The sequence below is a fragment of the Corynebacterium cystitidis genome, from assembly GCF_900187295.1.
In the GTDB taxonomy this organism is placed as follows: domain Bacteria; phylum Actinomycetota; class Actinomycetes; order Mycobacteriales; family Mycobacteriaceae; genus Corynebacterium; species Corynebacterium cystitidis.
Genome location: NZ_LT906473.1, coordinates 1935634 through 1961093, shown reverse-complemented (window position 1 = coordinate 1961093; position 25460 = coordinate 1935634). Strand labels below are relative to the sequence as shown.

The window sequence follows — 25460 nt, the reverse complement described above, 5'->3', positions numbered from 1 at the left end:
TAGACTGTGAAAACCGGCCTTCGGTTCCGTCGGATCCGGAATTCGTTCTAGCATGGGGTCATGGACATTACTGTGGTTGATCACCCGCTCACTTCATCCCGGCTCACCATCATGCGCGACGAGCGCACTAACAATGCCGGATTCCGCTCCGCTCTCGCCGATCTTGGCAGCATGCTCATCTATGAGGCGTCGCGTGACCTCGAAGTGGAACACTTTGATTGCGTCACCCCCGTCGATACTGCCGAAGGCACACGGCTGAAGAACCCGCCGATTATCGTGCCCATTATCCGCGCAGGCCTGGGCATGATTGATCCCGCACTGTCCATGATCCCCGATGCCCAGGTGGGATTTATCGGCATGGCCCGCGACGAAAAAACCCTCGAACCTGTGCCGTACCTCGAAGCTCTTCCCGACGATCTCGCAGGCCAGCCCGTATTCCTGGTGGATCCGATGCTTGCCACGGGTGGCTCACTGATCCACGCGATCCAGCTGCTGGTGGACCGTGGGGCAGACGACATTACGTGCGTGTGCATGGTATCTGCACAACCGGGAGTGGACAAGCTGAGGGAATCTGGATTACCGATACGTTTAGTAACCGCTGTGATCGACCCGGGCCTGAATGAGGATGCATATATTGTTCCTGGCCTGGGCGATGCTGGCGACCGCCTGTACGGTCCGCGCAATATCGAGCTCTAATTCTTTCTTAGTTTCGGAGGTAAAGAAGACAAATCCCTAGCGGCCCCTTATGCTATGTTAAGGAAAAGCTCAACTAGAGCACAGGTAATACTCATTAAAGGGGGCCACGATGGCGGACGTCTTGCAGGACCATCACTGGGCGAGCTACGGATATAGCCTGTCTGAAAGGTTAAAGCGGTTGCGTGAGCGGCGGGGGATCACGCAACTGCATTTGGCGGAGCTTTCCGGCGTGTCCCGAACACTCATCTCCAACCTGGAGCGCAATCACTACAACAGTCAGCGCAGTGCGGACCCCACCCTTTCTACCCTCTACCGTTTAGCTCTTGGGCTTCAAGTTCCGCCTGCGGCGCTGCTACCCGCCGTGGATCGGGAAGTTGAGGAAGTGTGCCCCGACGATCTTGACGCGTGCGCTCATCTCCAATGGGCAGGAGAGGGCGACTAACCATACCGCTTGGTCTAGTTGTACACTCTCTTCCAATAACCATTTACCAACACAGTCGTGGTCACACACGGTAGGGAGTGAGACGCCAGTGGCTTCAAGTGGCATCGCAACGAACGTGAGAGACTGGTTTTACACCAACCGTGACACCGTCATCGCCTGGCGCCGCCATATCCACTCCCACCCCGAACTGTCTAACCAAGAGCACGACACCACCGACTTCATCGCGGCAGTGCTGGAGGAACACGGACTGACCCCAGTAAGGTTTCCCGGCACCGGCCTGTATGTAGACATCGGCCCTGAAGGCACAGATCGCTTGGCGTTTCGGGCAGACATCGATGCGCTTCCCATCCATGAGGTGACCGGGCTGGAGTTTGCGTCGACACGCCCCGGCATCTCACACGCGTGCGGCCATGACGTGCACACCACCGTCGCCCTGGCCCTCGCGTGCGCCTTATCGACGATCGACCTGCCTCACGGGGTGCGTGTGATCTTCCAACCGGCTGAGGAAATCATGACTGGGGGAGCTTCGGACGTGATCAAGTGGGGCGCACTCGACGAAGTAGGCTCAATTTTTGCGCTGCATGTTGAACCGAAACTGCGCGTGGGAAAGGTGGGTGTGCGAACCGGCGCGATCACCTCAGCCTCCGATGTCGTTGAAATTGAGGTGTTTGGTCCCGGCGGACACTCATCGCGCCCGCACCTGACCGCGGATGTGGTCTACGCACTCGGCGCGCTGATCACCCAGCTACCGGCGCTGCTCTCACGCCGCGTAGACCCGCGCACGGGCACCGTGCTTGTATTTGGCCAGGTTGAATCAGGCTACGCGCCGAATGCCATCCCACAGTCCGGCAAGATCCGCGGTACGCTGCGCACCTCGGACATCGGGACGTGGCGCACTACCGAGCCACTACTTCGTGAACTGGTTGAATCGATCGTGGCGCCCACCGGCTGCACCGTCGAAATCGACCACTTCCGCGGGGTTCCACCCGTGCTTAACGACGATGTGGCAACCGCTTTGCTTGCAGATGCCGGACGCGCTGTTGACCCCCAAGGGGTGGTAGACGCGCCGCAATCCTCCGGTGGCGAAGATTTCTCGTGGTACCTGGAACACGTTCCGGGCTCCATGGCACGCCTTGGCTGCTGGTCGGGCGAGGGAGAGCGCCAAGACTTACACCAAGGCAACCTGATTGTTGATGAGCGATCCATCGACGTAGGCGTGCAACTTTTCGGTTCGGTGGTAGAGCGCTTCAGTGAGAAGGTGCGCAAGCCGGGTGACTTCGACGGAGATTTTCTGCATTAAAGGTATTAAAGGTTAAGCTAGTCACGGTAACCACAATCGAAACAGGAGCTAGACACCCGTGCCAGTACAGCGAAAAAAGATCGCGATTATCGGTGGTGGACCCGCCGGCTACGAGGCAGCACTGACAGCCTCGAAGTATGACGCAGAAATCACCCTCATTGAGGCACAGGGGCTTGGTGGTTCCGGCGTTTTAAAAGATGTTGTGCCGTCGAAAAGCTTCATCTCAGGTGCCAACATTAAAACTGACTTGCGCCGAGCCGATGATATGGGCCTCAACCACGGTTTGGGCCAAGCCAACCTGTCCCTGACCGCGCTGAACAACCGCGTGATCGCGATGGCCTCCGAGCAGTCACGCGACATCCGGAACCAGATTGACCGCGCCGGGGTGGAGATCATCAACGGCTACGCTAGCTTCGATGACGACCAATCCGGTCACACCACCCACTCCGTTCGCATCAAGCACACAGGCGGCGAAGAGGAAGTACGCCAATTCGACATGGTGCTGCTGTGCACCGGCGCCTCCCCACGCGAGCTTGACGGCGCAAAGCCAGATGGGCGCCGCATCCTGACCTGGCAGCAGGTTTATGATGTGATTGAAATGCCCGAACATGTGGTGGTCGTCGGTTCTGGTGTAACCGGTGCCGAGTTCGTCTCCGCGTTTGCTGAGCTGGGTGTGAAAGTGACCATGGTGGCCTCCCGCGACCGCATTTTGCCTCACGACGACGCCGACGCAGCCGACGAGCTGGAAAGTGTACTGGCAGCCCGTGGCGTGGTATTAGAAAAGCACGCGCGCGTAAAAACAGTCACCAACACCGGTGATGGCGTGGTAGTCAAGACCGCAGACGGCCGGGAGATCACCGGCTCGCACTGCATCATGTCTATCGGCTCCATCCCGAATACCGCGGGGCTTAATCTTGAGGCCGCTGGCGTGGATGTGGAGGACTCTGGCCACATCGTGGTGGACCGTGTGTCGCGGACCAACGTGTCCGGCATTTACGCAGCAGGCGACTGCTCGAACCTGCATCCGCTGGCGTCTGTGGCGGCGATGCAGGGGCGCGTGGCAATCTACCACGCACTAGGAGAGGGCGTTGCCCCAATCCGTTTGAAGACCGTGGGCAACGCAGTGTTCACTCGCCCCGAGATCGCAGCGGTGGGTGTGACCGAACAGGAAATCCTCGACGGTGAGGTGGAAGCAGACATTGTGAAGATGGACTTGGCCACCAACCCACGGGCGCGTATGCGCTCGTTGAACAGTGGTTTTGTGAAGCTGTTCGCGCGCAAAGGATCCGGCCAGATCATCGGTGGCGTGATCGTGGCACCAACTGCCTCCGAGCTGATCCTGTCTGTGGCGATTGCGGTGGCCAACAACCTCACCGCGCTGCAGCTGGCGGACTCGATGGCTGTGTATCCGTCTCTGTCCGGCTCCATTACCGAGGCCGCGCGCCGCCTGGTAGGTAAGGGCGACTTGGACTAATCCCAGCTGATCGGGGATTAATCCTGTACCGTGCGGTAGGCCAGTTCCGTGGTGGCGTCCAAATCTACCGCGATTGGCCTGCCCTCATAGGGGAAGGCGCGCTGCGCGCAATCATCGCGCACGCAGGCTGCACACCCAGGCCCAATTGGCACGGCCGCGGTGGGGGAGAGGTTGAGCTGATCTGCGTACACCAGCCGGTGCGCCTGATCCAGATCGCAGCCCAGCCCCACCGCAAATTCTTTCGCCGGTGTGCCAAATGGTTGGACCGGCCCCTGCACCATTTTTGCAATCCATAAATAGCTGCGCCCATCCGGCATGCTGGCCACCTGGCGGGTGACACGGTTCGGGGTTTCAAAGGCGCGGTGCACCACCCACAGCGGGCACGAACCACCGGTCCGTGAAAAGTGAAACGAGCTCGAAGACTGCCGCTTCGAAATATTGCCCGCGCGATCGGTGCGGATAAAGAAGAACGGCACAGAGCGCGACCCCGGACGCTGCAACGTGGACAAGCGCTGGCACGTGGACTCAAAACTGGTACCAAAGTGGGCAGCCAACAGATCAATGTCATAGCGGGTTTCCTCCGCGCGGGCCAAAAATTTTCCGTACGGCATGGTCACAGCAGCGGCATAGTACTGGGCTAGCCCAAGGCGGGCGACCTTTCGCGCTGCATCAGTAGGCAAGTCGGCGGCCAGCTCGTCGATAAGCGCGGACTGGCCCAACAAGCCAATCTGCAAAGCCAACTCAAAACACAGCTGCGCCTCATTGATGCCGCCGCGCAGGTGCAACTCGCGCGTTTCCGGGTAGAAGATGCGTCGTTGGCGCTGGTCATGCTGATTGAAGCGCACCGTTACGCGATGCTGGTTGTCCAATGCGGTAGCCAGGCGCGTCAGCCTGATTTGGCGGGCACCGGCCCAGTCAGCCAGCTTTTCCGCAGCCAAGTCCAGCTCATTGAAGTAGTTGTTGGCATCGTAGAAAAAGTCGCGAACCAGCTGGTAGGGATTCGGGTCAGCGCGTGACGACGACAATCCCGTAATGTGATCTGCGATATCCGGGAAGCGGGCGGAGAAATCCGCAAGCTCATCGGTGGGGATCCCAGGCAAGACCTCGGCCAACTCATTAATCATGCGCAGATCATGCTCGCTGGAAAAATAGCTGGCTTGCACATCGAATGCGTCGGTGAGCTGCATGAGCACCGTCACTGTTAGGGGGCGTTGATCATTTTCCAGCTGATTGAGATAGCTGGTGGAAATACCAAGCTGGTTCGCCATTTCCACCTGGGTGAGCTCATGGTGGCGGCGCAGCGTGCGAATCCGTGCCCCCGCGTAGTGTTTGCTCACGTGCTAGCTCCTGTCCTAAATTGGCTGTGACCTGCAAGTTTTACAATTTACACAAATTTTACAAAGTCATGCCACACAAATATACACAGTTTGCAGTGACGTGAAACACATGTAGGTGCGTAAAGTGACGTGCATGATCAACCACGAAGTACGCACACATAAGTCCGCAGAAGAATTCCTCATCGAGCAACACCTCGCCTACAAAGTGGCCAAAGTCGCCGCCGACCCAGTCGAGGTGCCAGCTGATTCCGTCGACATGATCATCAACCGCATCATCGACAACGCAGCAGTTGCAGTGGCCTCTGTCCCACGCCGCCCCGTGACCACCGCCCGCGCAATGGCACTATCTCACCCTGTCGCCAGCGACGCTGGCGGCGCGAAAGTATTCGGTGTGGACGGCACCTACTCCGCCGAGTGGGCAGCATTTGCTAACGGCACCGCCGTGCGCGAACTCGACTTCCACGACACCTTCCTGGCAGCCGACTACTCCCACCCCGGAGACAACATCCCACCAATCCTGGCCGTGGCACAACACAAAGGCCTCGACGGCAAAGCCCTGATCCGTGGGATCGCCACCGGCTACGAAATCCAAGTCAACCTGGTTAAGGGCATCTGCCTCCACGAGTGGAAGATCGACCACGTGGCACACCTCGGCCCCTCCGCGGCAGCTGGCATCGGCACCATGCTGGGGTTGGATGTAGACACCATCTACCAGGCCGTCGGGCAAGCACTGCACACCACCACCGCAACACGCCAGTCCCGCAAAGGCCTGATCTCCTCCTGGAAGGCATCAGCCCCAGCATTCGCCGGCAAGATGGCCATCGAAGCCGTCGACCGTGCCATGCGTGGCGAAGGCGCACCAGCACCCATCTGGGAAGGCGAAGACGGCTTCATCGCCTGGATGCTGCACTCGCCTGAGCGCACCTACACCGTGCCACTGCCAGCCGAAGGTGAAGAAAAGCGCGCCATCCTAGAGACCTACACCAAAGAACACTCCGCCGAATACCAGGCACAGGCACCGATTGACCTGGCACGCCGCATGAAGGAGACCATCGCGGGCAAGGGCCTGTCCACCGGCGATATTGAATCCATCGTGCTGCACACCTCGCACCACACCCACTATGTGATCGGCACCGGCGCCAACGACCCACAGAAGATGGATCCCAAGGCCTCGCGTGAGACCCTCGACCACTCGATTATGTACATGTTTGCTGTAGCCTTAGAAGACGGCACCTGGCACCACGTGGACTCCTACACCCCAGAGCGCGCAGGACGGCCAGAAACCGTGGAGCTATGGCACAAAATCTCCACCGTGGAAGACCCAGAATGGACCCGCCGCTACCACTCCCACGACCCGGCCGAGAAAGCATTCGGCGCCCGCGCCGTGATCACCTTCACCGACGGCACCGTCATCGAAGACGAAATGGCAGTAGCTGATGCCCACCCACTCGGTGCCCGCCCCTTCGCCCGCGAACAGTACATCACCAAGTTCCGCACCCTGGCCAAGGGACTTGTGTCTGAAGAAGAGCAAAACCGCTTCCTCGATGCGGTGCAGAACCTGGAAAACCTCACCGACCTCAACGAGCTCAACGTTGTAGTCACCGATAAAGCTCTGGCAAGTGCACCTGAAATCCCAGGAGGCATCTTCTAGTGTTCAGCTCCGCAACAACCGCAACCGAGCGTCGGCAAGCACTGCGAGAATCGCTAAACTCAAGCGAAATCACCACACTGCCGGGCGCATTCAACCCGCTGACCGCGCGCCTGATCGAAGACATCGGCGGCTTCAACGGCGTCTACGTCTCCGGCGCGGTCCTAGCCAATGACCTGGGCCTTCCCGACATCGGCCTGACCACACTCACCGAAGTTGCCGGGCGGTCGCGCCACATCGCACGTGCTACCAACCTGCCCGTGCTTGTCGACGCAGACACCGGCTTCGGCGAACCCATGAGTGCCGCGCGCACCATCAGCGAATTCGAAGACGCAGGAATCGCAGGCTTCCACCTAGAAGACCAGGTCAACCCGAAGCGCTGCGGACACCTCGACGGCAAAGAAGTAGTCCCCCAAGATTTGATGGTGCGTCGCATCACCGCCGCCGTCAACGAGCGCCGCGACGACAACTTTGTGATCTGCGCGCGCACCGATGCCGCGGGTATCGAAGGCATAGATAATGCCATCGATCGTGCCAAAGCCTACGCCGATGCCGGCGCCGACCTCATCTTCACCGAAGCGCTGTATACCCCTGCCGACTTCGAAAAGTTCCGCGCCGCTGTTGATGTGCCACTGCTGGCCAATATGACAGAATTCGGCAAAACCGAACTGCTCAGCGCGAAAACACTGGAAGACATCGGCTATAACGCTGTGATCTGGCCCGTCTCCACCCTGCGCGTGGCCATGGGAGCCACCGAAGAATTCCTCCGCGACGTGGCCGCCACCGGCACCAACGCTGAATGGTTGGACCGCATGCAGCACCGCGCCCGGCTCTATGAACTGGTGCGCTACGAAGACTACAACGCCTTTGACCAGCAAGTATTCACCTACTCCCTCGATACCTACAAGTCCACCTTTGAAAGCTAAGCCCCGAAAACTCCGAAAGGAACCATCATGACCGAGCAAGACATCCGCAAAGGCCTCGTCGGCGTTGTCGCAGACTACACCGCAGTATCCAAAGTCAACCCAGAAACCAACTCGCTGCTCTACCGCGGCTACCCAGTCCAAGAACTGGCCGAACACTGCACCTTCGAAGAAGTCGCCTACCTGCTGTGGCGCGGCGAACTGCCAACAGAAGAAGACATGCTGGAATTCCGCAAAGGCTGCTGGGACAACCGCGACCTCGACCAAGGCACCATCGACATGATCATGTCCATGCCCATTGACTGCCACCCCATGGACGTGCTGCGTGGCGCAGTGGCCTACCTAGGCACCCAGGACCCAGACCACTTCACCAAAGACACCGATCACATCAAGAAGATTGCCCGTTCCCTGCTGGCCAAGCTGCCCACCATCGTGGCACTTGATATTCGCCGCCGCCGGGGCGAGGGCTACATTCAGCCGGACCCAAACCGCTCATTTACCGAGAACTTCCTCTGGATGGTCTTCGGCGACGGCCCCGACTCCCCGGTCAACAAGCCGGGCGATGTCGAATGCTTCGAAAAATCCATGATCCTCTACGCGGAGCATTCCTTCAACGCCTCGACCTTCACCGCGCGTGTGATCACTTCCACATTGTCTGACCCATGGTCCGCCATCACCGGAGCTATCGGCGCGCTGAAAGGACCATTACACGGCGGGGCGAATGAGGCGGTCATGCACAACATGATCGAGGTTGATGATCCAGCCCGCGCCGAGCAGTGGTGCAAGGACAAGCTGGCCAACAAGGAACTGGTGATGGGCTTTGGCCACCGCGTGTACAAGAAGGGCGACTCGCGCGTGCCGACGATGGAAGCCGCCTTTAAAAAGCTCGCTTCTGAGCACGAAGGCTCCGACAAGTGGGTTGAGATGTACGACATCATGGCCAAAACCATGTACGACAACACCTCCATTAAGATCCGGCCGAACCTGGATTTCCCGGCAGGGCCTGCCTACTACATCATGGGCTTTGACATCCCGTTTTTCACCCCGCTGTTTGTGATGAGCCGCATCACCGGCTGGACCGCCCACATTATCGAGCAGTTTGAGAACAACTCTCTGATCCGCCCATTGTCTGCCTACAACGGGCCGGGCGAGCGCCACCACCCGAAGGCTGCGCAGTAGTTTTTGGGGCTGGCGCGGCCTGGCTGGGGCTGAGTTCGTATTCCTCGGTTCGCATTTTAGGTTTTAATTAATCCGGAAAATTTGCTTGACCAGTAGAAACGTTTTTGAAAACGGTTGCTAGATTCCTAGAATTCGAACTCAGGAATACGAACTCACTTAATAGCGGGTGTGGAAAAGGCGAAAGCCACCAAGCGACCGCTATCGAGGGGCCACATTTCAAAAATTCACGGCTTTGCTTCGACGTATATGCGGTCTGCTCAGAGGAGATACTCAGAGGGAATACACTGTGATCCCATGGGAGGATACTTTGTTGCTCAGCAGCACCACGCCGAAGCCCGCACCGCGTGCGGTTGCGCAGCTCACCCAGTTAGCCGCCGGGAAGTTCTGCGTGCAGGGCTTGTCCTACCACTTTTAGGCGCAGCTGCAGCCCTCACGTCCTGCGCATCGTCGCTCCGCCCGGATGTTGAGCCGGAAACTGTGATGCCTTCGGGGAATTCTCGTCCCAAAACTCATCCCACATCCGAGGTGGTGCCAGAGACGCTCGTCGAAAAGCCTGCGCGGGCGGAGCGTGCAGCGCAGGTCGCGGAAAAATACCGTGGTGCCACACCACATGCGTGGGGCACGCACCTGCCGGGAATCGTGGAGCGTGTGAGCACGGCCCCGAAGAGGCTTGCACTCACGTTCGACGCTTGTGGGGGCACGCACGGATCGCTTGTCGACGAAGCCCTGCTGACCACCTTGCAACAAGAACAAGTGCCGGCAACGCTCTTTTTGAACAAGCGATGGATTGATGCCAACCCGCAACGTGCCCAAGAGTTGGCGAGTGATTCGCTTTTTCAGATCGAAAACCACGGCTCGTGGCACAAGCCGCTTTCGGTGCATGGCCGGTCAGCCTACGGAGTTGTCGGCACAGCGAATGTTGACGAGGTCGTGGAAGAAATCGAACACAATCGGAGCTTCATGCAGGAGTTCCTGGGGGTGGAATCGAACTGGTTTCGCTCGGGTACTGCCCATTATGACGACATCGCCGTGAGGATCGCCCAGGAGCTGGGCGTAAGTATTGCTGGCTTTAACGTCAACGGTGATGCCGGCGCGACGCTGACTGCTCCCGCAGTTTCCAACAACCTGCTAGGTAGCGTCCCAGGCTCGATTGTGTTATTGCACATGAACCAACCAAGCAGCGGCACAGCAGAGGGAGTGGGCATGGCTCTGCCACAGCTGCGCGCGGCCGGATACGAGTTTGTGACGCTAGGTCCGGCAGTCCCGGCGACATTGTGAGGCCAAAAAGGTCACTAGGAGTCTGTGGCCAGGAAAGAATCTGCTTCGGCGATCGGAAACATCCCTGTGAAACAGAACCCGCAATCCCCTAAGGCACCCCTGATTTTCCTGGACTACTTTCCGCGCACCCAGTTCACCGCGTTGGCGAAGATGTCCTGTTCGCCGATGCCGGGGATGTTGCGCATCAAGCCATCACGGAATCGCTCCGGGTGGCCCATCTTGCCCAAGATCCGGCCATCAGCCGAGACGATCCCTTCGATCGCATAGGAGGAACCGTTCGGGTTATCAGGAGCCACCATGGTTGGCTCGCCCTGCGCATCCACGTACTGGAATGCGACCTGGCCGGCGTCGAAAAGTGCGCGTGCCTCGGCCTCGGACACCACAAAGCGACCCTCACCGTGCGACACCGGCATCAGGTGCTGCTGCCCAGGCTCAAACGAGCTCAGCCACGGGGAGGCCACGGATGCAACACGGGTGGACGCGATGCGGGAAACGTGGCGCAGCTGACGGTTGTGAGCTAAAGTCGGGGAGTCCTCGGTGAGCTTTGCGGGATCACCATAAGGGAGGAAACCGGACTTGACCAGCGCCTGGAACCCGTTGCAGATACCCAGCACCAAGCCTTCACGATTCACAAACGCCTTCACAGCTTCGGCGACCTCTGGCGAGCGCAAAAACGCAGCGATAAATTTGGCGGAGCCGTCCGGCTCATCACCTAGCGAGAAACCGCCAGAGAACGCCAGGATCTCCGCCTGGTCCAGCTTCGCGATGAACGCCTGCGTATCCTCGGCCAACATCTCCGGAGTGAGGTTGCGGATCAAGTGGAACTCAGTAGTCGCACCGGCGGCCTCGAAGGCTTCGGCCATGTCATACTCCGAGTTCGTGCCAGGAAAGACAGGGAGCAAGACGTGCGGAGTTTCCACCACGGTGCTGCGGGCGGCAACGGGCACGTCGCCGGTTGTGGTGGTGGCGAAGTCGGGGAGTGCCTCATCGGCCTCAGCGCCGTTGAAGTCCTCGTTCAGTGGGAAGACCTCGCGGTACTCGGACTCCAAAGCTGCAAGGGCCTGCTCAAGGGTGAAGGACTCGGACCCGAACGTGAACTCGCCAGTGGTGTTCGTACTACCGATTTTGGTGCCCGGGGCTGCAGCGCCTGCGGGAACGGCGAGGATGATTGATCCTATCGAAACACCGTGAACCGAGCTTGCGAGGTTCACGCTTGCGAGGTTCACGCCGAGCTCGTTGCCCACCGCCATGTTCACTAGGGCATGTCCCAGCCCGGCCTCGGTGACAATCGACGCAGCGGCAGCTGTTTGGCAGCCGATAACAGAAGAGAAGTTGTCCACCAGCTGCTCGTAGTTCGGCTCGCCGGATGCCAGCGGAGTGTGCTCGATTAGGTACAGATCGAACTCACCGTGAGGGATCGCGGCGGGACGCACATCAGCCACATCCATCACACCAACAGCAAAAGTCACCAAAGTGGGTGGAACGTGCAGGTCATCGCCGTAGGTGCCGCTCATGGAGTCCTTGCCACCGATCGCGGCAACCTGGAACTTGTCCTGCGCCTCCAGCAACCCCAGCAACGCCTGGGTGACTTCGCCCCACAGCTCAGGGTTCTGGTCCAAACGCTGGAAATACTCCTGCACGCTCAACCACGCATCACGCGGGTTGGCACCCACAGCAGCCAGCCGCGACAGCGCCTCCACCACGGAATAAGCACCCATGAGGAAGGGGGATTCGTCGGCAAGCATCGGTGAATAGCCGTACGCCATGACCGATGCGGTGCTGGTGCCGCCGGGGACGGGCAGGGTTTGCACGCTGGCGATTTCGTCGGTTTTCTGTGTGCGGCCGCCGTAGGGCATGAGCACGGTGGAACGCCCCACGGTGGCGTCGAACTGCTCGATCATGCCCTCCTGAGAACCGTAGCGGCGCAGCGCGTCAAGCACAGTGGCCGGGCGTGGTGCCGGTGTGGAATCGGCGGGCACAAGGCGGACGTTTTGGGCGCGGTCGGCACCGTTGGTGTCGATGAACTCGCGCGTCATGTCCAGCACAACCTCGCCGTTCATGAACATGCGCAACCGGCCGGTGTCAGTGATTTCGGCCAGGACGACAGCCTCGAGGTTTTCCTCAGCGGCAGCAGCAATGAAGGCCTGGGCATCGCCGGGCTTAACGACGACCGCCATGCGCTCCTGCGACTCCGAAATAGCGATCTCGCGGGCGTTGAGGCCGGCGTACTTCAAGGGGACCCGGTCGAGGTAGATATCGATGGAATCCGCAAGCTCACCGACTGCTACCGAGACACCACCGGCACCGAAGTCATTACAACGCACAATCATCTGCGCTACCTCAGGCATGCGGAACAGGCGCTGGATCTTGCGCTCATTGACCGGATTGCCTTTCTGTACCTCCGCACCGGAACGTGCCACGGAATCCTCGTCGTGAGCCTTCGATGAACCTGTTGCACCACCTACACCATCGCGGCCGGTGCGGCCACCAAGGATAATTACCTGGTCGCCGGGCTGCGGATCCAAGCGTTTCACGTTCTCTAACGGGGCTGCAGCTACAACCGCGCCAAGTTCCATGCGCTTGGCCACATAACCAGGGTGGTTGAACTCGCGCACCCCCGTGGTGGCCAGGCCAATCTGGTTGCCATACGACGAATAGCCCTGCGCCGCGCGGGTAGAAATATCAGCCTGCGGTAACTTGCCCGGCAAGGTCTCCGAGCGTGGGGTGTTGATATCACCCGAGCCAGACAAGCGCATCGCCTGATACACCCAGGAGCGGCCCGACAGGGGATCGCGAATCGCGCCACCCAGGCAAGTCGATGCCCCACCAAACGGCTCGATCTCAGTGGGGTGGTTGTGGGTCTCGTTTTTAAACATGAGCAGCCAGGGGGATTCCTCGCTGCGCTTGTCATCCCGAACGTGCACAAAGACCGAACACGCGTTGATTTCCTCAGAGACTTCCTGGTCATCCATCACACCGGTGCGGCGCAGTTCGCGGCCCATGATGGTGCCCATGTCCATGAGTGTGCGCGGCTTGTGGGTGCGCCCGTTGGCCTCGCGTAGTTCGTCGTAGCGGTCCAAGGCGCGCTGCAACTGCTCACCAAACTTCGGTTCGGCTACCTCAATTGAGGTCAACTCAGTATTAAACGTGGTGTGGCGGCAGTGGTCAGACCAGTAGGTATCCAAGGTGGACAGCTCCACCTGGGTAGGGGTGCGGCCCTCAGACTGGAAGTAGTCCTGCACCACTTTCAGGTCTGCCAGGCTCATGGCCATACCGTTATCGGCCAGCAGTTGCTCAAGGGCTTCGTCGTTAAGCTCCAAAAAGTCTGGGTACGTGCGCAGCGGCTCTACCTCACCCAGCTCAGGCTCACGCAGGATGCTCATGTCCTTCTCGCCGGCCTCGACCGGGTTGATCAGGAACTCGCGGAGGGCGCGCATGTCGGCTTCACCTTCGAAAACATAAAGCTCAGCGGAATAAATGGTGGCGGTGGTCGTAGGCTCGAGCAGCCGCAGAGCTTGCTCGGCCGCGTCGGCGCGCTGGTCATACTGGCCAGGCAAGGGTTCCACGGCGAGAAAGGAACGACCCTCGCTGGCAAGCAAACCCTCGAGTTGAGCAGGGCTCAAGATCTCGTCGACACGCTCATCAGCTACCACGGAGCGGCGCAACGCATCAAGATCCGCCTGGGTGGCACCGAAAACATCATAGAGGTTGACCACCGCAACGGAGTCCAGTGCGACCCCCTCAAGGTTGTTCAAGGCCGCAAGCGTTGCGGCTTCTTCATTGCGGAAATCCGGCGTGCGGCGAACTGCCAAACGAGCGTCCATGCGCTGGTAAGCCTTTCAATCAAATCAGTTGAAGGAAACAACTGTGGGAAACAACTGTCAGCTCAACAGTCTAGGCTATCGGCACCGTAGAGTTGCGCCCACAAAAGTGATTTAACCCTATATAGGGCCGTCAATGGGAGCTACTTCACCCCGGGTCACCGGCTGCCCGCTAGACTTTAACAAGGATGTATTTTGCAGGGAAAGGACACCCACACAGTGAAGACGACAGTGGACAACAATTTGCCATCTTTTAAGAAAATCCTTGTGGCTAACCGTGGCGAGATCGCTGTGCGTGCCTTCCGCGCAGCTTTTGAAACCGGTGCTCAGACGGTTGCGGTGTATCCCATTGAAGACCGAAACTCGTTCCACCGCCCGTTTGCGGATGAAGCGATCAAGATCGGTGTCGAAGGCCAGCCGGTGAAGGCCTACCTGGACATCGATGAGGTGCTGCGCGCGGCCAAGAAGACTGGCGCAGATGCGGTTTACCCAGGCTACGGCTTCATGTCTGAGCGTGCGGACTTAGCACGTGCGTGCAAGGACAACGGGATTAAGTTCATTGGCCCAACCGCCGAAACCCTGGACCTGACCGGTGATAAGGCCGCTGCTGTACGGGCCGCCGAAGAAGCGGGCCTGCCAATCCTGCGTGACTCCGAGCCGTCTACTGACCCGAAGCAGCTAGCCGAGTGGGCGAAGGATTTTCAGTTCCCTGTGTTTGTTAAGGCCGTTGCCGGCGGTGGTGGCCGCGGCATGCGGTTCATTGAGAAGCTGGAAGACGTGGAAAAGCTGGCCACCGAAGCATCACGTGAGGCGGAGGCCGCATTCGGCGACGCGCACGTGTACGTCGAGCAAGCTGTGATCAACCCGCAGCATATTGAGGTGCAGATCCTGGCTGACTCTCAAGGCAACGTAATCCACCTGTATGAGCGTGACTGTTCCCTGCAGCGCCGCCACCAGAAGGTTGTAGAGATTGCGCCGGCTCAGCATATCGACGAACAACTGCGCGACCAGATCTGCGCCGACGCAGTGAAGTTCTGCGAGCACATCAACTACGAGGGTGCTGGCACTGTCGAGTTCCTCGTCGATGAACAAGGCAATCACGTGTTCATTGAAATGAACCCGCGCGTGCAGGTGGAGCACACCGTCACAGAGGAAGTGACCGGTGTGGACATTGTGAAGTCCCAGATGCACATCGCTGCCGGTGCCTCGCTGGAAGACCTGGGGCTGCGCCAGGAGAATATCACTTTGAATGGTGCCGCTTTGCAGTGCCGTATTACTACCGAAGATCCGAACAACGGGTTCCGCCCAGACTCCGGCGTGATCACCGGCTACCGCTCTCCGGGTGGGGCTGGCGTGCGCCTGGACGGATCGGTGACTGTAGGTACTGAGATCACCCCGAACTTCGACTCCCTGCTGGTGAAGATGACGTGCCGTGGTGCTGACTTCGAGCAGGCAGTGGCCCGTGCCCAGCGCGCATTGAACGAGTTTACTGTCTCGGGCGTATCGACGAACATTGGTTTCCTGCGCGCCCTGCTGGCGGAGGCTGATTTCCAAACCAAACGCATTTCCACCGGTTTTATTGGTGATCATATTCACCTTTTGGAGGCGCCGCCGGCACTGGATAAGTCCAGCCGGATCCTGAACTACCTGGCAGAAGTCACGGTGAATAAACCGAACGGTGAGCGGCCCACATCCGTGCGCGCACCGGAGAAGCTGCCGAAGTGGGACTATGATTCCATTCCACGCGGCTCCCGCGATGACCTACTAGAGCTGGGTCCGAAGAGCTTTGCGGAGAAGTTGCGCAACCAAACCGCGCTGGCTGTCACCGAGACCACGTTCCGTGATGCGCACCAGTCCCTGCTGGCAACGCGGCTGCGCACCAAGACCTTGTTCGCGGGTGCTAAGCACGTGGGTTACCTCACTCCAGAATTGCTTTCTATTGAGGCGTGGGGTGGGGCAACCTATGACGTCGGCATGCGCTTTTTGCACGAAAGCCCGTGGGAGCGCCTTGATGTCTTGCGCGAGGCGGTGCCGAACGTGAACATTCAGATGCTGCTGCGTGGCCGCAACACCGTGGGCTACACCCCGTACCCAGAAACTGTGACTAGGGCGTTCGTGGCCGAGGCGGCCAGCTCCGGCATCGATATTTTCCGGATCTTCGATGCGCTTAACGACGTTTCCCAGATGCGGCCTGCCATTGACGCAGTGCTGGAAACCAACACCACTGTGGCCGAGGTGGCCATGGCGTACTCGGGCAACCTGATGGACCCGAACGAGGATCTCTACACGCTGGACTACTACCTGAAGCTGGCCGAGGAGATCGTTGAGTCTGGTGCCCATATCTTGGCGATCAAGGACATGGCTGGCTTGCTGCGCCCAGAGGCTGCGCGCCGGTTGGTGGCTGCTCTGCGCAAGGAATTTGAGCTGCCGGTGCACGTGCACACCCATGACACCGCCGGTGGCCAGCTGGCTACCTACCTGGCTGCAGCGGAAGCTGGTGCCGATGCCGTCGACGTAGCATCAGCCCCGCTGGCGGGCACCACCTCTCAGCCGTCCATGTCCGCGCTGGTGGCTGCGTTTGCTCACACTGAGCGTGACACCGGTATTTCGCTCAAGGCCGTCAGTGACCTTGAACCATATTGGGAGACTGTGCGCCAGATCTACTCGCCGTTTGAGTCCGGCATCCCTGGGCCAACAGGGCGTGTGTACCACCACGAGATCCCCGGTGGCCAGCTGTCCAACCTGCGTACCCAGGCAAAAGCACTCGGGTTGGGGGACCGCTTCGAGCTGATCGAAGATGCCTACGCGGCCGTTAATGAGATGCTGGGCAGGCCAACGAAGGTAACCCCATCGTCGAAGGTGGTGGGTGACCTTGCCCTGCACTTGGTGGGGGCAAACGTGGATCCGCAGGACTTTGCGACAGACCCGCAGAAGTACGACATCCCGGATTCCGTGATCGGGTTTTTACGTGGTGAGCTGGGTACCCCTCCCGGAGGTTGGCCCGAACTACGGGAGAAGGCTCTTGCAGGACGCGCCGATGGCGGACAGCGCGTGGTTGATGTGCCCGAGGACTTGGGCCGGGACCTCACTAGCGACGACCACACCGTGCGCCGCGCGGCGTTGGACCAGCTCCTCTTCCCGAAGCAGTACGAAGAATTCCAGGAACACCGCCGCACCTATGGGTACACGGATGCGTTGAGTGATCGGCTTTTCTTCTATGGTTTGAAGGAAGGCCACGAAGAGCTTGTAGTGTACGGTGACCCAGGTAGTGACACCCCACCGTTGGTGGTGCGTCTCGACGCTGTCAGTGAGCCTGACGAGAAGGGGATGCGCCAGGTCGTGCTTACCGTCAATGGTCAGATTCGCCCCATCAAAGTCCGCGATGCCAACGCTGAATCGACCGTGGCCGAGGTGGAAAAGGCGGATCCATCCAACGAAGGCCATGTAGCAGCACCATTTGCCGGTGCCGTCACCCCATCGGTGGAGGAGGGCCAGGAGGTCAAGGCTGGCGACGCGGTGGCCACCATTGAGGCCATGAAGATGGAAGCAACTATCTCCGCCACAAAGGATGGCACCATTCAGCGCCTCGCATTTACACAGCCCACTGCTGTGGAAGGTGGGGACCTAGTGGTGGTGATTGCCTAAGACTGCCTAAGACTCAACAGCCCTCCACCAAAGTCCCTACGGTTGATAGAGGTGGTGGATTCGAAGCCGACGCGAGTGTGGCCCCCAGGGGCCTTCCTCGCAGCCATAGCTCTCCAAATCAAGGCTTACGTCACGTAAGTTAATCCAGGAGGGCATCATCGCCAAGGAGTTCTTCCATAACGGCGTATTCGAGCAACCTACGACCAATCGTGGTGAGACGTTTTTCTCCAGCTTGGAACGGATTTTCCACCTCCAAGCCGAGTAGGCTGCGAAGCTCAGCGGTTTCTTGCAATAAGTCGAGGCGTCCGGGGAGCCCAACATCTGCCAGAATGGTGAGGTTGAGTTGGTCAGTTGGCACCCCTAATAGCGATGCCGCCTTCGCGCGCCCAAGGAGCACTGCAAGTGCATCGTTAAGCTGTGCTGTTCTCTCTTTATCGCTGCGTGATGGAAACAGCTGGTCAGAGATCCAGATAGCTAAGTGGCCTGCATCTTCTCGGGCGTTCATTCCGAGCTTAGAAAGCACGAAGGTGTTTCCTTTGCGATTAACTGTCCCGACCCGTTCGAGAAGCTTAAGTATCGGTAGCGGCGCGTTGTCCAAGTCGTCGAGGTGTGGACGAAGCATCCGTTCGGCGAAATCCTCTCGCTGGTCAAAGGTGTCGTCGTTCTCGATAACGCTGATATCGAGCATATGTGAGACCCCACTAAATAGGGTTGCAAACACCGGGCTTTCCTCACTTATTGCTTGCACGCTTTCGGCGAAAACACGCTTTTTGAAGGCGAGACGATCGGGGCTGTTTCTGTGCTCCCGCACGTAGGAAAGGCTAGCGTTCAATCTCACCATCGCAGATAGCAAAGCTCGACCATCGTCAGTCAGTTCACCGCCGTTGAGCATCCCGGCCGCGCGCAGCAACGCCCACGTAGGGGCGCGTAATCCCTCGCTACTAGGCGCGTGCTCCGGTTGGAAGTAGAGGTCGATGACTCTTTGTGGTACGCCCGCTGTTCGTGCGAGTTCCGCAGCAAGTGCTAGCAGCGTCTCGTCGCGGTCCTTCTCAATCATGATCCAACCACTGATGCGTGCTAGATCATCGTCAAACCAGGCTTGACCTTCGTCGGTTAGCACGATCTGATTTACGTTTCGCTCGACTGTTCCCTTAGCTTCAAGCCAGGTGTGTATGTGCAGTAGCGTGGAGCGCTGGCTTTTGCTCGTGCTTGCCGACGCTTCCTGCAGCCCCACTGCCTCAAGCAATGCAGGGATCTGCTCTGGTTGTATCTCACCACTGTCGGTCAATTCGAGCGGATGGTCTTCGACGTAGGAGAGGTAGGCAAGTGGCGCCTCCATCAGTCGTCTCAACAGGGCGGATTCGAACTCGGAATCAGTTGGCTCGAGGTGCGCGAGATCGATGAGCCGTAATGCGCCCAGAGTTGCGTTTACCTCGTCGCCTAGAGGTTCGATGGTGTAAAAACCGGCAGTGCCAATATCGTGCACAGCATCTGCGATGTGGTTTTCATCAACTTCTCTGATATCGAGGTTGTGTGCAGCTTTCAAGATCTTTTTGCGTCGCAGTGTGAGATGCTCACCGGCTTCGCGGGCAACCAATACCTCTTGGAGTTCGCGGTGCTTTTCTGGGCCCCCAAAACCCTCCTCGACCTGAAGCGGTGGGGTGTGCATCAGGGCGAATGCGCCGGCAATCGCTTCCTCACGGCGTACAACGAGGATAGTGATGGTCCACTCGGTGCCGTAAGTGAGAGTGGCGGTGTCGTGCTCGTCGAAAAGTGTGCGGACGTCGATTGCCCACATCTCGGGTGGGGCGGAGGTGCGAAAGCGCGAATTGCTGATCTCCCAGTTGGCCTCGCCGGTGAAGCCGTACATTTCCAAAACAGCCTGTGCGAACCCAAGCAGGGCTGTATCTTCGTTGACCTGCACTATCGCCGTCGAGTTAGGGATATCCTCAATAGTTAGTTGGAGAACTAGGCTGTCCATTTTGCTCCCGCCCGGTAGAAAAGCATTTTCGTCCAAGAGTACGCGATCTCGCGACACTGCGCTTGAAGCGTGAGACACTGCGCTTGAAGCGTGGGACACTACGCCACGGCGAAAACGCGACCACGCTCATTCACGTTGACCAGATCGGGGCGGGTGATGGTGGTCGCTGTGAACAGGCGCACATGAGAGGTTCAACATGAGAGGTTCAAGCGCATCGCACCGTCGATCCCAGGCACGTCAACGAACCCGTATTTCTCATAAACATGGCGAGCACGCGGGTTGTCCGGGGCCACACTCAACGCAAGGGCAGGTGCGCCCTGGGAGCGCGCCAGGGCCACTGCTTCGTCGATAAGCGTGCGTGAAAGGCCGTTGCCGGCGTATCGGCTCTCAACAGCGATGGCAAGCTCAGGGATCTCGGGGCCCAAGTTAGCCCAGCCCGCCGCGTTGTCGGACTCCCAATAACGCAACCACACACCACCGGCGGGAATATTGAACAGATCCCAGGCAATGAAGCCGCCGTCGCGGGCGGGATCCCAATCATCGACATAACCAGGGAAGTCACGCGCATGATACTCGCTGACCGCTTTTGTCTCGTCGCCAAACACGTCGGTGAGGAAGAACAAGCGCGCGATATAAGTGCGGTCAAAATCAGAAGCGGGGCGAACAGAAAAATCCATACGCCCCAGGCTACCCCGAGTGGTGAGACTACTTAATCTCCATCAACACGGCGGCCTTATTTACCTGGCCACCAGCCTCAACAGCAAGTCCGGTGACGGTCCCAGCCTTATGTGCCTTCACCGGGTTCTCCATCTTCATCGCCTCAAGTACAACCACAACATCGCCCTCGGCGACCTCCTGGCCCTCCTCAACATTGACCTTGATCACGGTGCCCTGCATCGGGGCAGCTACCGCGTCACCGGACGCGGCAGCCTTGCCACCACCGGCACCACCGCGGCGCTTACGCTTCTTCTTCGGCGCAGCCCCTGCACCAGCAAAAGCCAGCGACGCAGGAAGCGCAACCTCGATGCGGCGGCCAGCAACCTCGACGACGAACTTCTTATTCGGCTCGTTCTCATCCTCTTCAGGCAGGTCATCAGGGTCAACATACGGCTCGATGGTGTTATCCCACTCTTCTTCGATCCACTTGGTGTAAACCTCAAAACCATTGCCATCGCCAACAAAAGCTGGGTGCTTGACCATCTCCTTATGGAACGGGATCACAGTAGGCAAACCTTCAACAACGAACTCGTCCAGTGCGCGGGCGGAACGCTCAAGCGCCTGCTGGCGATCCTCACCAGTGACAATCAGCTTGGCCACCATCGAGTCGAACTGGCCGGAAATAGCAGCACCAGAGCGCATCCCGGAATCAACGCGCACACCAGGACCCGCCGGCTCCTTATACTCAGTCACAGTGCCAGGGGCAGGCATGAAGTTAGACCCAGCATCCTCACCATTGATGCGGAACTCGAAAGAGTGGCCGCGCGGCTCCGGGTCTTCGGTGAAGCGCAGCTTCTCGCCCTCAGCGATGCGGAACTGCTCTCGCACCAGATCATATCCGGTGGTTTCCTCAGTCACGGGGTGCTCCACCTGCAGGCGCGTGTTTACCTCCAGGAAGGAAACCAAGCCATCAGCGGCGACCAAATACTCGACGGTGCCGGCACCGTAGTAGCCGGCCTCCTTGCAGATGCGCTTCGCAGACTCATGGATAGTGGTGCGCTGTTCATCAGTTAGGAATGGGGCAGGGGCTTCCTCCACCAGCTTCTGGAAGCGGCGCTGCAAAGAACAATCACGGGTACCCATCACAACCACGTTGCCGTGCTGGTCCGCCAACACCTGCGCCTCCACGTGGCGCGCCTTATCCAAGTAGCGTTCCACGAAGCACTCGCCACGGCCAAACGCCGCGGTGGCCTCACGCGTAGCAGAGTCAAACAGCTCCGGGATTTCCTCGCGGGTGTAGGCGACCTTCATGCCACGACCGCCACCACCGTAGGCAGCCTTGATCGCGATAGGCAGGCCATGTTCGTCAGCAAACGCTACAACCTCGTCAGCATTAGCCACGGGATCCTTAGTGCCCGGCGCCATCGGCGCGTCAGCTTTCTCCGCGATGTGGCGTGCGGTGACCTTGTCACCCAGGGCTGCGATGGACTCAGGGGAAGGGCCAATCCAGATCAGGCCAGCATCTATAACACGGCGGGCGAACTCGTCGTTTTCTGCCAAAAAGCCGTAGCCTGGGTGCACAGCATCGGCGCCGGACTTCTCGGCAGCGTCCAAGATCTTATCCATGTCCAGGTAAGACTCTGCGGGTGTAAAGCCTCCCAGGGCGAAGGCTTCGTCGGCAAGCTCGACGAATACCGAATCCGCGTCTGGTTCCGCGTACACCGCGACAGAGCCGATACCGGCGTCCTTGGCGGCGCGGAAAATGCGCACGGCGATTTCGCCGCGGTTGGCTACCAAGACCTTCGTGATCTTCTTGTCAGTTGCCACTTAAATAGTCCTCCTGATGTGAACGCTTAATACGCACCATTGTTACACATCAAACGTGAGTAATCCGTCATGTTGTGATGGTTCAAGGTTACTTTTAATCTTTTGGTAGGGGAAATCACCGATTGTATCGGCACTTTCCACCTCCCTGTTACTCAGGTGCGCCCCTTAAATCTCCGGCGTGTCGCCAGTGGCAATAGGCATGCGCACCATGTTGCCCCACTCGACCCAACCGCCGTCATAATTCAACACCTGCTCAAAACCCAGGATGTACTTCAGCACAAACCACGAGTGTGCACTGCGATCACCGAGGTGGCAGTACACCACCGTCTTCTGCTTCGGGTCCAGATCCTTGTACGCCTCCGCAATCTCCTCATAGGACTTGAAGCGAGCATTCGGGTACACCGCATCACCCCACGCGATATTCACCGCGCCAGGGATATGGCCAGTACGCAGCGCGCCAGGGAAACTATCCGAGCCATTAATCTTGGTCTCGCCCGTGTACTCGTTCGGGCTACGCACATCCACAAGTGCATGATCGCTTGACGACGATCGCGTGCCCGCCTGAATGTCGTCGACAAGCGCGCGGATCTGCGTATCATTGCGCTCCACCACCGGATAGTCAGTGGTGGGAAGATCAGGCACCGCAAAGGAGGTGTCGCGCTCCTCACCCATCCAGGCGTCGCGGCCACCGTCGAGCAGGCGCACATCGGGGTGGCCGAACAGCTCAAAAACCCAGAAAGTATAGGACGCCCACCAGTTGGACTGATCCCCGTAGATCACTACAGTGTCATCGCGCGAAATGCCACGATCGCTCATCAACTTGGCAAAAGCCTCCCCGTCGATGAAATCACGGGTGACAGGATCATTGAGGTCCTTCAACCAATCGATGCGCACCGCGCCGGGAATGTGGCCGATATCATACAGGAAAGCGTCTTCATCCGACTCGACAACGCGCAGGCCAGGAGTACCAAGACGTGCGGACAGCCATGATGCGGAAACCACGCGTTCAGGATGTGCGAATTTCTCATACGCCGGATTTGTATCAAACTCGATAGCCATAAAATTACTCCTCAAGGGGTACCTGCTGGAAACTTTGATAGATCCTTTAGTTCACTGGGCAACATTACCCGCTCTTTGTGATTTACGGGCGTGCCGACGTCCACGTGTGACCGAGTTCAAGCATGTGGCGTTGGTAACTAAAACCTCTTCTAGTCAAGCACCAATCCATAACGGGCAATAAAATCCAATCAAGAAGCGATCAATTAAAAGGTAAATTTGAGTAGGTTGGTCGCCGCAACCGATTAAATACCACGAGGAAAGGACCCCGGTGAAAAAAGCAATCGTCGTATTCGAGGTAGAAGGCGGCTCCGACAAGGGAGACGACGGCCACCGCAAGGACACCATGCCCATTGTCAACGCGATCAAGGACAACGGCTGGCACTCCGAAGTCATCTACTACCACCCAGATCAAGCGGAAGAGATCTTCAAGACCGTCTCCGAAAACTTTGACGCATACATCTCCCGTGTCAACCCAGGCAACATCCCAGGTGGTGAGAAAGGCTACTTCGACTTGTTGACCAAGCTGTCGAACGCAGGCCTCGTCGGCATGTCCACCCCGGCTGACATGATGGCGTACGGTGCGAAAGACGCGCTGGTCAAGCTCACCGACACCTCACTGGTTCCGGACGACACCGCCGCATACTACGACGTTGAGGACTTCAAAAACACCTTCCCAACCGCATTGTCACACGGCGAGCGTGTGCTCAAACAGAACCGCGGCTCCACCGGCTCCGGTATCTGGCGTGTGCGCTTGGCAGACAAGGACCTCGCTGAGTCCGTCGAGCCTGGCACCGCACTGTCGCTAGACACCGCATTGAAGTGCACCGAGGCGGTGGACAATCAGACCCACGACTACACCCTTGGCGAGTTCATGGATTTTTGTGAACAGTACATTATTGGTGACAACGGCATGCTGGTTGACATGCGGTTTATGCCACGCATCGTCGAAGGCGAGATCCGCATCCTTTTGGTAGGCGATGACCCTGTCTTCATCGTGCACAAGAAGCCAGCTGAAGGCGGCGATAACTTCTCCGCAACACTATTTTCTGGCGCGAAGTATTCCTACGACAAGCCCGAGTCCTGGCCGGAGCTGATGGACATGTTCGCAAAGGCTCGCCCAGTGATCGCCGAGAAGCTTTCCGACGATGAAGTGGTGCCACTGATCTGGACCGCAGACTTCATGCTCGACGATGCTGAAGACGGCGGCGACACCTACGTTCTCGGCGAGATCAACTGCTCCTGTGTGGGTTTCACCTCTGAGCTGGATATGGGCATCCAGGAAAAGGTTGCCGCAGAGGCAATCTCTCGCGTTGAGGCAGCGAACGCTTAACGACGTTTCGCTTAACGACGCACACCCTGCTGAACCTTTTTCGGCAGCCCCTAGCGGGCAGCCCATAGGTCAGTTAAGCTGCTGGGTGGTTTTGTCCGTTTTCACAATGAGAGAAGGATTCCACAAGGATGACGACACCACATGACCCCACCAACCGCGACGAGAATAGCCAGGACGGTGGCCAAGACCGCAATCAGGACGGCCATCAGGACGGCCAGAGCTACTCTAGCTACAGCGGTTCGAACTATGGCGACTCTGCTAACGCGCAGGACGGCTACGGTCAGCCAAGTTTTGGGCAGCCAGGCTATGGGCAGTCAGGTTTTGGCCAGCCAAGCTATGGGCAGCCTAGCTATGGCCAGTCAGGTTTTGGCCAGCCAGGCTATGGGCAGTCAGGTTTTGGCCAGCCAAGCTATGGCCAGCCCGACCAGAACCAGCAGTACGGTGCAGGTCAGTATGATGCGGGCCAGTATGATGCGGGCCAGTATGACGCAGGAAACACCGCCACCAACTACGCTGGTGGCGGCAGAGGCAGCGCTCTAGCTGGAGAGGGAAAAGGCCTGTTCAGTGCACTGTTCGACTTCTCGTTCCAGCACTTTGTCACCATCAAATTCGTGAAGATAATCTACATTATCTTCATCATCATGCACGCCTTTTTCTGGCTATTCATGATTCTTGCTGGTTTGGCAGGCTTCGCCGAAAGCTTCGGGCTTGGTCTCCTCGGCCTGTTGGGTGGCATCATCTTCGGCGGTATCCTCTTCATCATCGGCGTGATCGGCGCGCGTGTGGCCCTAGAGTTCTATGTCTCCATGGTCCGCACCGCGCAAAACACCGGCGAACTCGTCGAACAGAACAAGAAGCTTTAA

17 protein-coding genes are annotated in these 25460 nt (G+C 58.6%); 11 read left to right on the top strand and 6 right to left on the bottom strand.

Annotated features, from left to right (window positions below; translation table 11 throughout):
- Positions 1–60: 60 nt before the first annotated feature.
- From upp to CKV99_RS09180, 4 genes are all read left to right on the top strand, one after another.
- Positions 61–696 (top strand): uracil phosphoribosyltransferase, encoded by a 636-nt coding sequence (gene upp, locus CKV99_RS09195; protein WP_092256124.1) that lies wholly within the window; start codon positions 61–63, stop codon positions 694–696.
- Between the two features lie 109 nt (positions 697–805).
- Positions 806–1138 carry a helix-turn-helix domain-containing protein gene (locus CKV99_RS09190; RefSeq protein ID WP_092256121.1) on the top strand — a complete coding sequence of 111 codons (333 nt, stop codon included), beginning with the start codon at positions 806–808 and terminating at the stop codon, positions 1136–1138.
- 115 nt (positions 1139–1253) lie between these two features.
- Positions 1254–2438, top strand: a complete 1185-nt coding sequence (locus tag CKV99_RS09185; protein ID WP_092256759.1) for a M20 family metallopeptidase — start codon at positions 1254–1256, stop codon at positions 2436–2438.
- A gap of 58 nt (positions 2439–2496) precedes the next feature.
- Positions 2497–3912, top strand: coding sequence for an NAD(P)H-quinone dehydrogenase (locus CKV99_RS09180; RefSeq protein ID WP_092256117.1), 1416 nt, complete (start codon positions 2497–2499; stop codon positions 3910–3912).
- A gap of 17 nt (positions 3913–3929) precedes the next feature.
- Here the strand turns inward: CKV99_RS09180 and CKV99_RS09175 are convergent, their stop codons facing one another.
- Positions 3930–5249 (bottom strand): short-chain fatty acyl-CoA regulator family protein, encoded by a 1320-nt coding sequence (locus CKV99_RS09175; RefSeq protein ID WP_092256114.1) that lies wholly within the window; start codon positions 5247–5249, stop codon positions 3930–3932.
- A 133-nt stretch (positions 5250–5382) separates the two neighbouring features.
- On the opposite strand from CKV99_RS09175, the gene prpD reads away from it, so the two are divergent.
- The 4 genes from prpD (at position 5383) to CKV99_RS09155 (ending at position 10277) form a co-directional block, all read left to right on the top strand.
- Positions 5383–6900: a 2-methylcitrate dehydratase PrpD gene (gene prpD, locus CKV99_RS09170; RefSeq protein WP_092256111.1), complete on the top strand. Its 1518-nt coding sequence runs from the start codon at positions 5383–5385 to the stop codon at positions 6898–6900.
- A complete protein-coding gene (gene prpB / locus CKV99_RS09165; RefSeq protein ID WP_092256107.1) occupies positions 6900–7823 on the top strand; it encodes a methylisocitrate lyase in 924 nt (307 codons plus the stop codon). Before prpD ends, prpB begins: the two co-directional genes overlap by 1 nt.
- Positions 7824–7850: 27 nt before the next feature.
- Complete coding sequence (locus CKV99_RS09160; RefSeq protein ID WP_092256104.1) at positions 7851–8999, top strand: bifunctional 2-methylcitrate synthase/citrate synthase; 1149 nt, start codon at positions 7851–7853, stop codon at positions 8997–8999.
- A 294-nt stretch (positions 9000–9293) separates the two neighbouring features.
- Complete coding sequence (locus CKV99_RS09155) at positions 9294–10277, top strand: polysaccharide deacetylase family protein (RefSeq protein WP_231910002.1); 984 nt, start codon at positions 9294–9296, stop codon at positions 10275–10277.
- 113 nt (positions 10278–10390) lie between these two features.
- Here the strand turns inward: CKV99_RS09155 and CKV99_RS09150 are convergent, their stop codons facing one another.
- Positions 10391–14101: a phosphoribosylformylglycinamidine synthase gene (locus CKV99_RS09150; protein WP_092256101.1), complete on the bottom strand. Its 3711-nt coding sequence runs from the start codon at positions 14099–14101 to the stop codon at positions 10391–10393.
- Positions 14102–14329: 228 nt separating this feature from the next.
- Here CKV99_RS09150 and CKV99_RS09145 point away from each other — a divergent pair, with 228 nt between their 5' ends.
- Positions 14330–17743 (top strand): pyruvate carboxylase, encoded by a 3414-nt coding sequence (locus CKV99_RS09145; protein ID WP_092256754.1) that lies wholly within the window; start codon positions 14330–14332, stop codon positions 17741–17743.
- Between the two features lie 139 nt (positions 17744–17882).
- Here CKV99_RS09145 and CKV99_RS09140 read toward each other — a convergent pair whose 3' ends face one another.
- The 4 genes from CKV99_RS09140 to CKV99_RS09125 form a co-directional block, all read right to left on the bottom strand.
- Positions 17883–19724 (bottom strand): hypothetical protein, encoded by a 1842-nt coding sequence (locus tag CKV99_RS09140; RefSeq protein WP_143063394.1) that lies wholly within the window; start codon positions 19722–19724, stop codon positions 17883–17885.
- 191 nt (positions 19725–19915) lie between these two features.
- Complete coding sequence (locus CKV99_RS09135) at positions 19916–20401, bottom strand: GNAT family N-acetyltransferase (protein WP_092256095.1); 486 nt, start codon at positions 20399–20401, stop codon at positions 19916–19918.
- A 28-nt stretch (positions 20402–20429) separates the two neighbouring features.
- A complete protein-coding gene (locus CKV99_RS09130) occupies positions 20430–22208 on the bottom strand; it encodes an acetyl/propionyl/methylcrotonyl-CoA carboxylase subunit alpha (protein WP_092256092.1) in 1779 nt (592 codons plus the stop codon).
- 165 nt (positions 22209–22373) lie between these two features.
- Positions 22374–23267 (bottom strand): sulfurtransferase, encoded by an 894-nt coding sequence (locus tag CKV99_RS09125; RefSeq protein ID WP_092256089.1) that lies wholly within the window; start codon positions 23265–23267, stop codon positions 22374–22376.
- 268 nt (positions 23268–23535) lie between these two features.
- Between CKV99_RS09125 and CKV99_RS09120 the strand changes: the two genes are divergently transcribed.
- The gene (locus CKV99_RS09120; protein ID WP_092256086.1) at positions 23536–24597 is read left to right on the top strand and encodes a Cj0069 family protein; all 1062 of its coding nucleotides are present in this window, start codon (positions 23536–23538) and stop codon (positions 24595–24597) included.
- Positions 24598–24725: 128 nt separating this feature from the next.
- On the top strand, positions 24726–25460 hold the full coding sequence (locus tag CKV99_RS09115; protein ID WP_092256083.1) for a DUF4282 domain-containing protein: 735 nt from the start codon (positions 24726–24728) through the stop codon (positions 25458–25460).

Bases quoted from the DNA above. Each gene is read 5' to 3' on its own strand.
- upp (WP_092256124.1), top strand. From the start codon at position 61: ATGGACATTACTGTGGTTGATCACCCGCTCACTTCATCCCGGCTCACC.
- CKV99_RS09190 (WP_092256121.1), top strand. From the start codon at position 806: ATGGCGGACGTCTTGCAGGACCATCACTGGGCGAGCTACGGATATAGC.
- prpD (WP_092256111.1), top strand. From the start codon at position 5,383: ATGATCAACCACGAAGTACGCACACATAAGTCCGCAGAAGAATTCCTC.
- CKV99_RS09160 (WP_092256104.1), top strand. From the start codon at position 7,851: ATGACCGAGCAAGACATCCGCAAAGGCCTCGTCGGCGTTGTCGCAGAC.
- CKV99_RS09155 (WP_231910002.1), top strand. From the start codon at position 9,294: ATGGGAGGATACTTTGTTGCTCAGCAGCACCACGCCGAAGCCCGCACC.
- CKV99_RS09150 (WP_092256101.1), bottom strand. From the start codon at position 14,101: ATGGACGCTCGTTTGGCAGTTCGCCGCACGCCGGATTTCCGCAATGAA.
- CKV99_RS09140 (WP_143063394.1), bottom strand. From the start codon at position 19,724: ATGGACAGCCTAGTTCTCCAACTAACTATTGAGGATATCCCTAACTCG.
- CKV99_RS09135 (WP_092256095.1), bottom strand. From the start codon at position 20,401: ATGGATTTTTCTGTTCGCCCCGCTTCTGATTTTGACCGCACTTATATC.
- CKV99_RS09125 (WP_092256089.1), bottom strand. From the start codon at position 23,267: ATGGCTATCGAGTTTGATACAAATCCGGCGTATGAGAAATTCGCACAT.
- CKV99_RS09115 (WP_092256083.1), top strand. From the start codon at position 24,726: ATGACGACACCACATGACCCCACCAACCGCGACGAGAATAGCCAGGAC.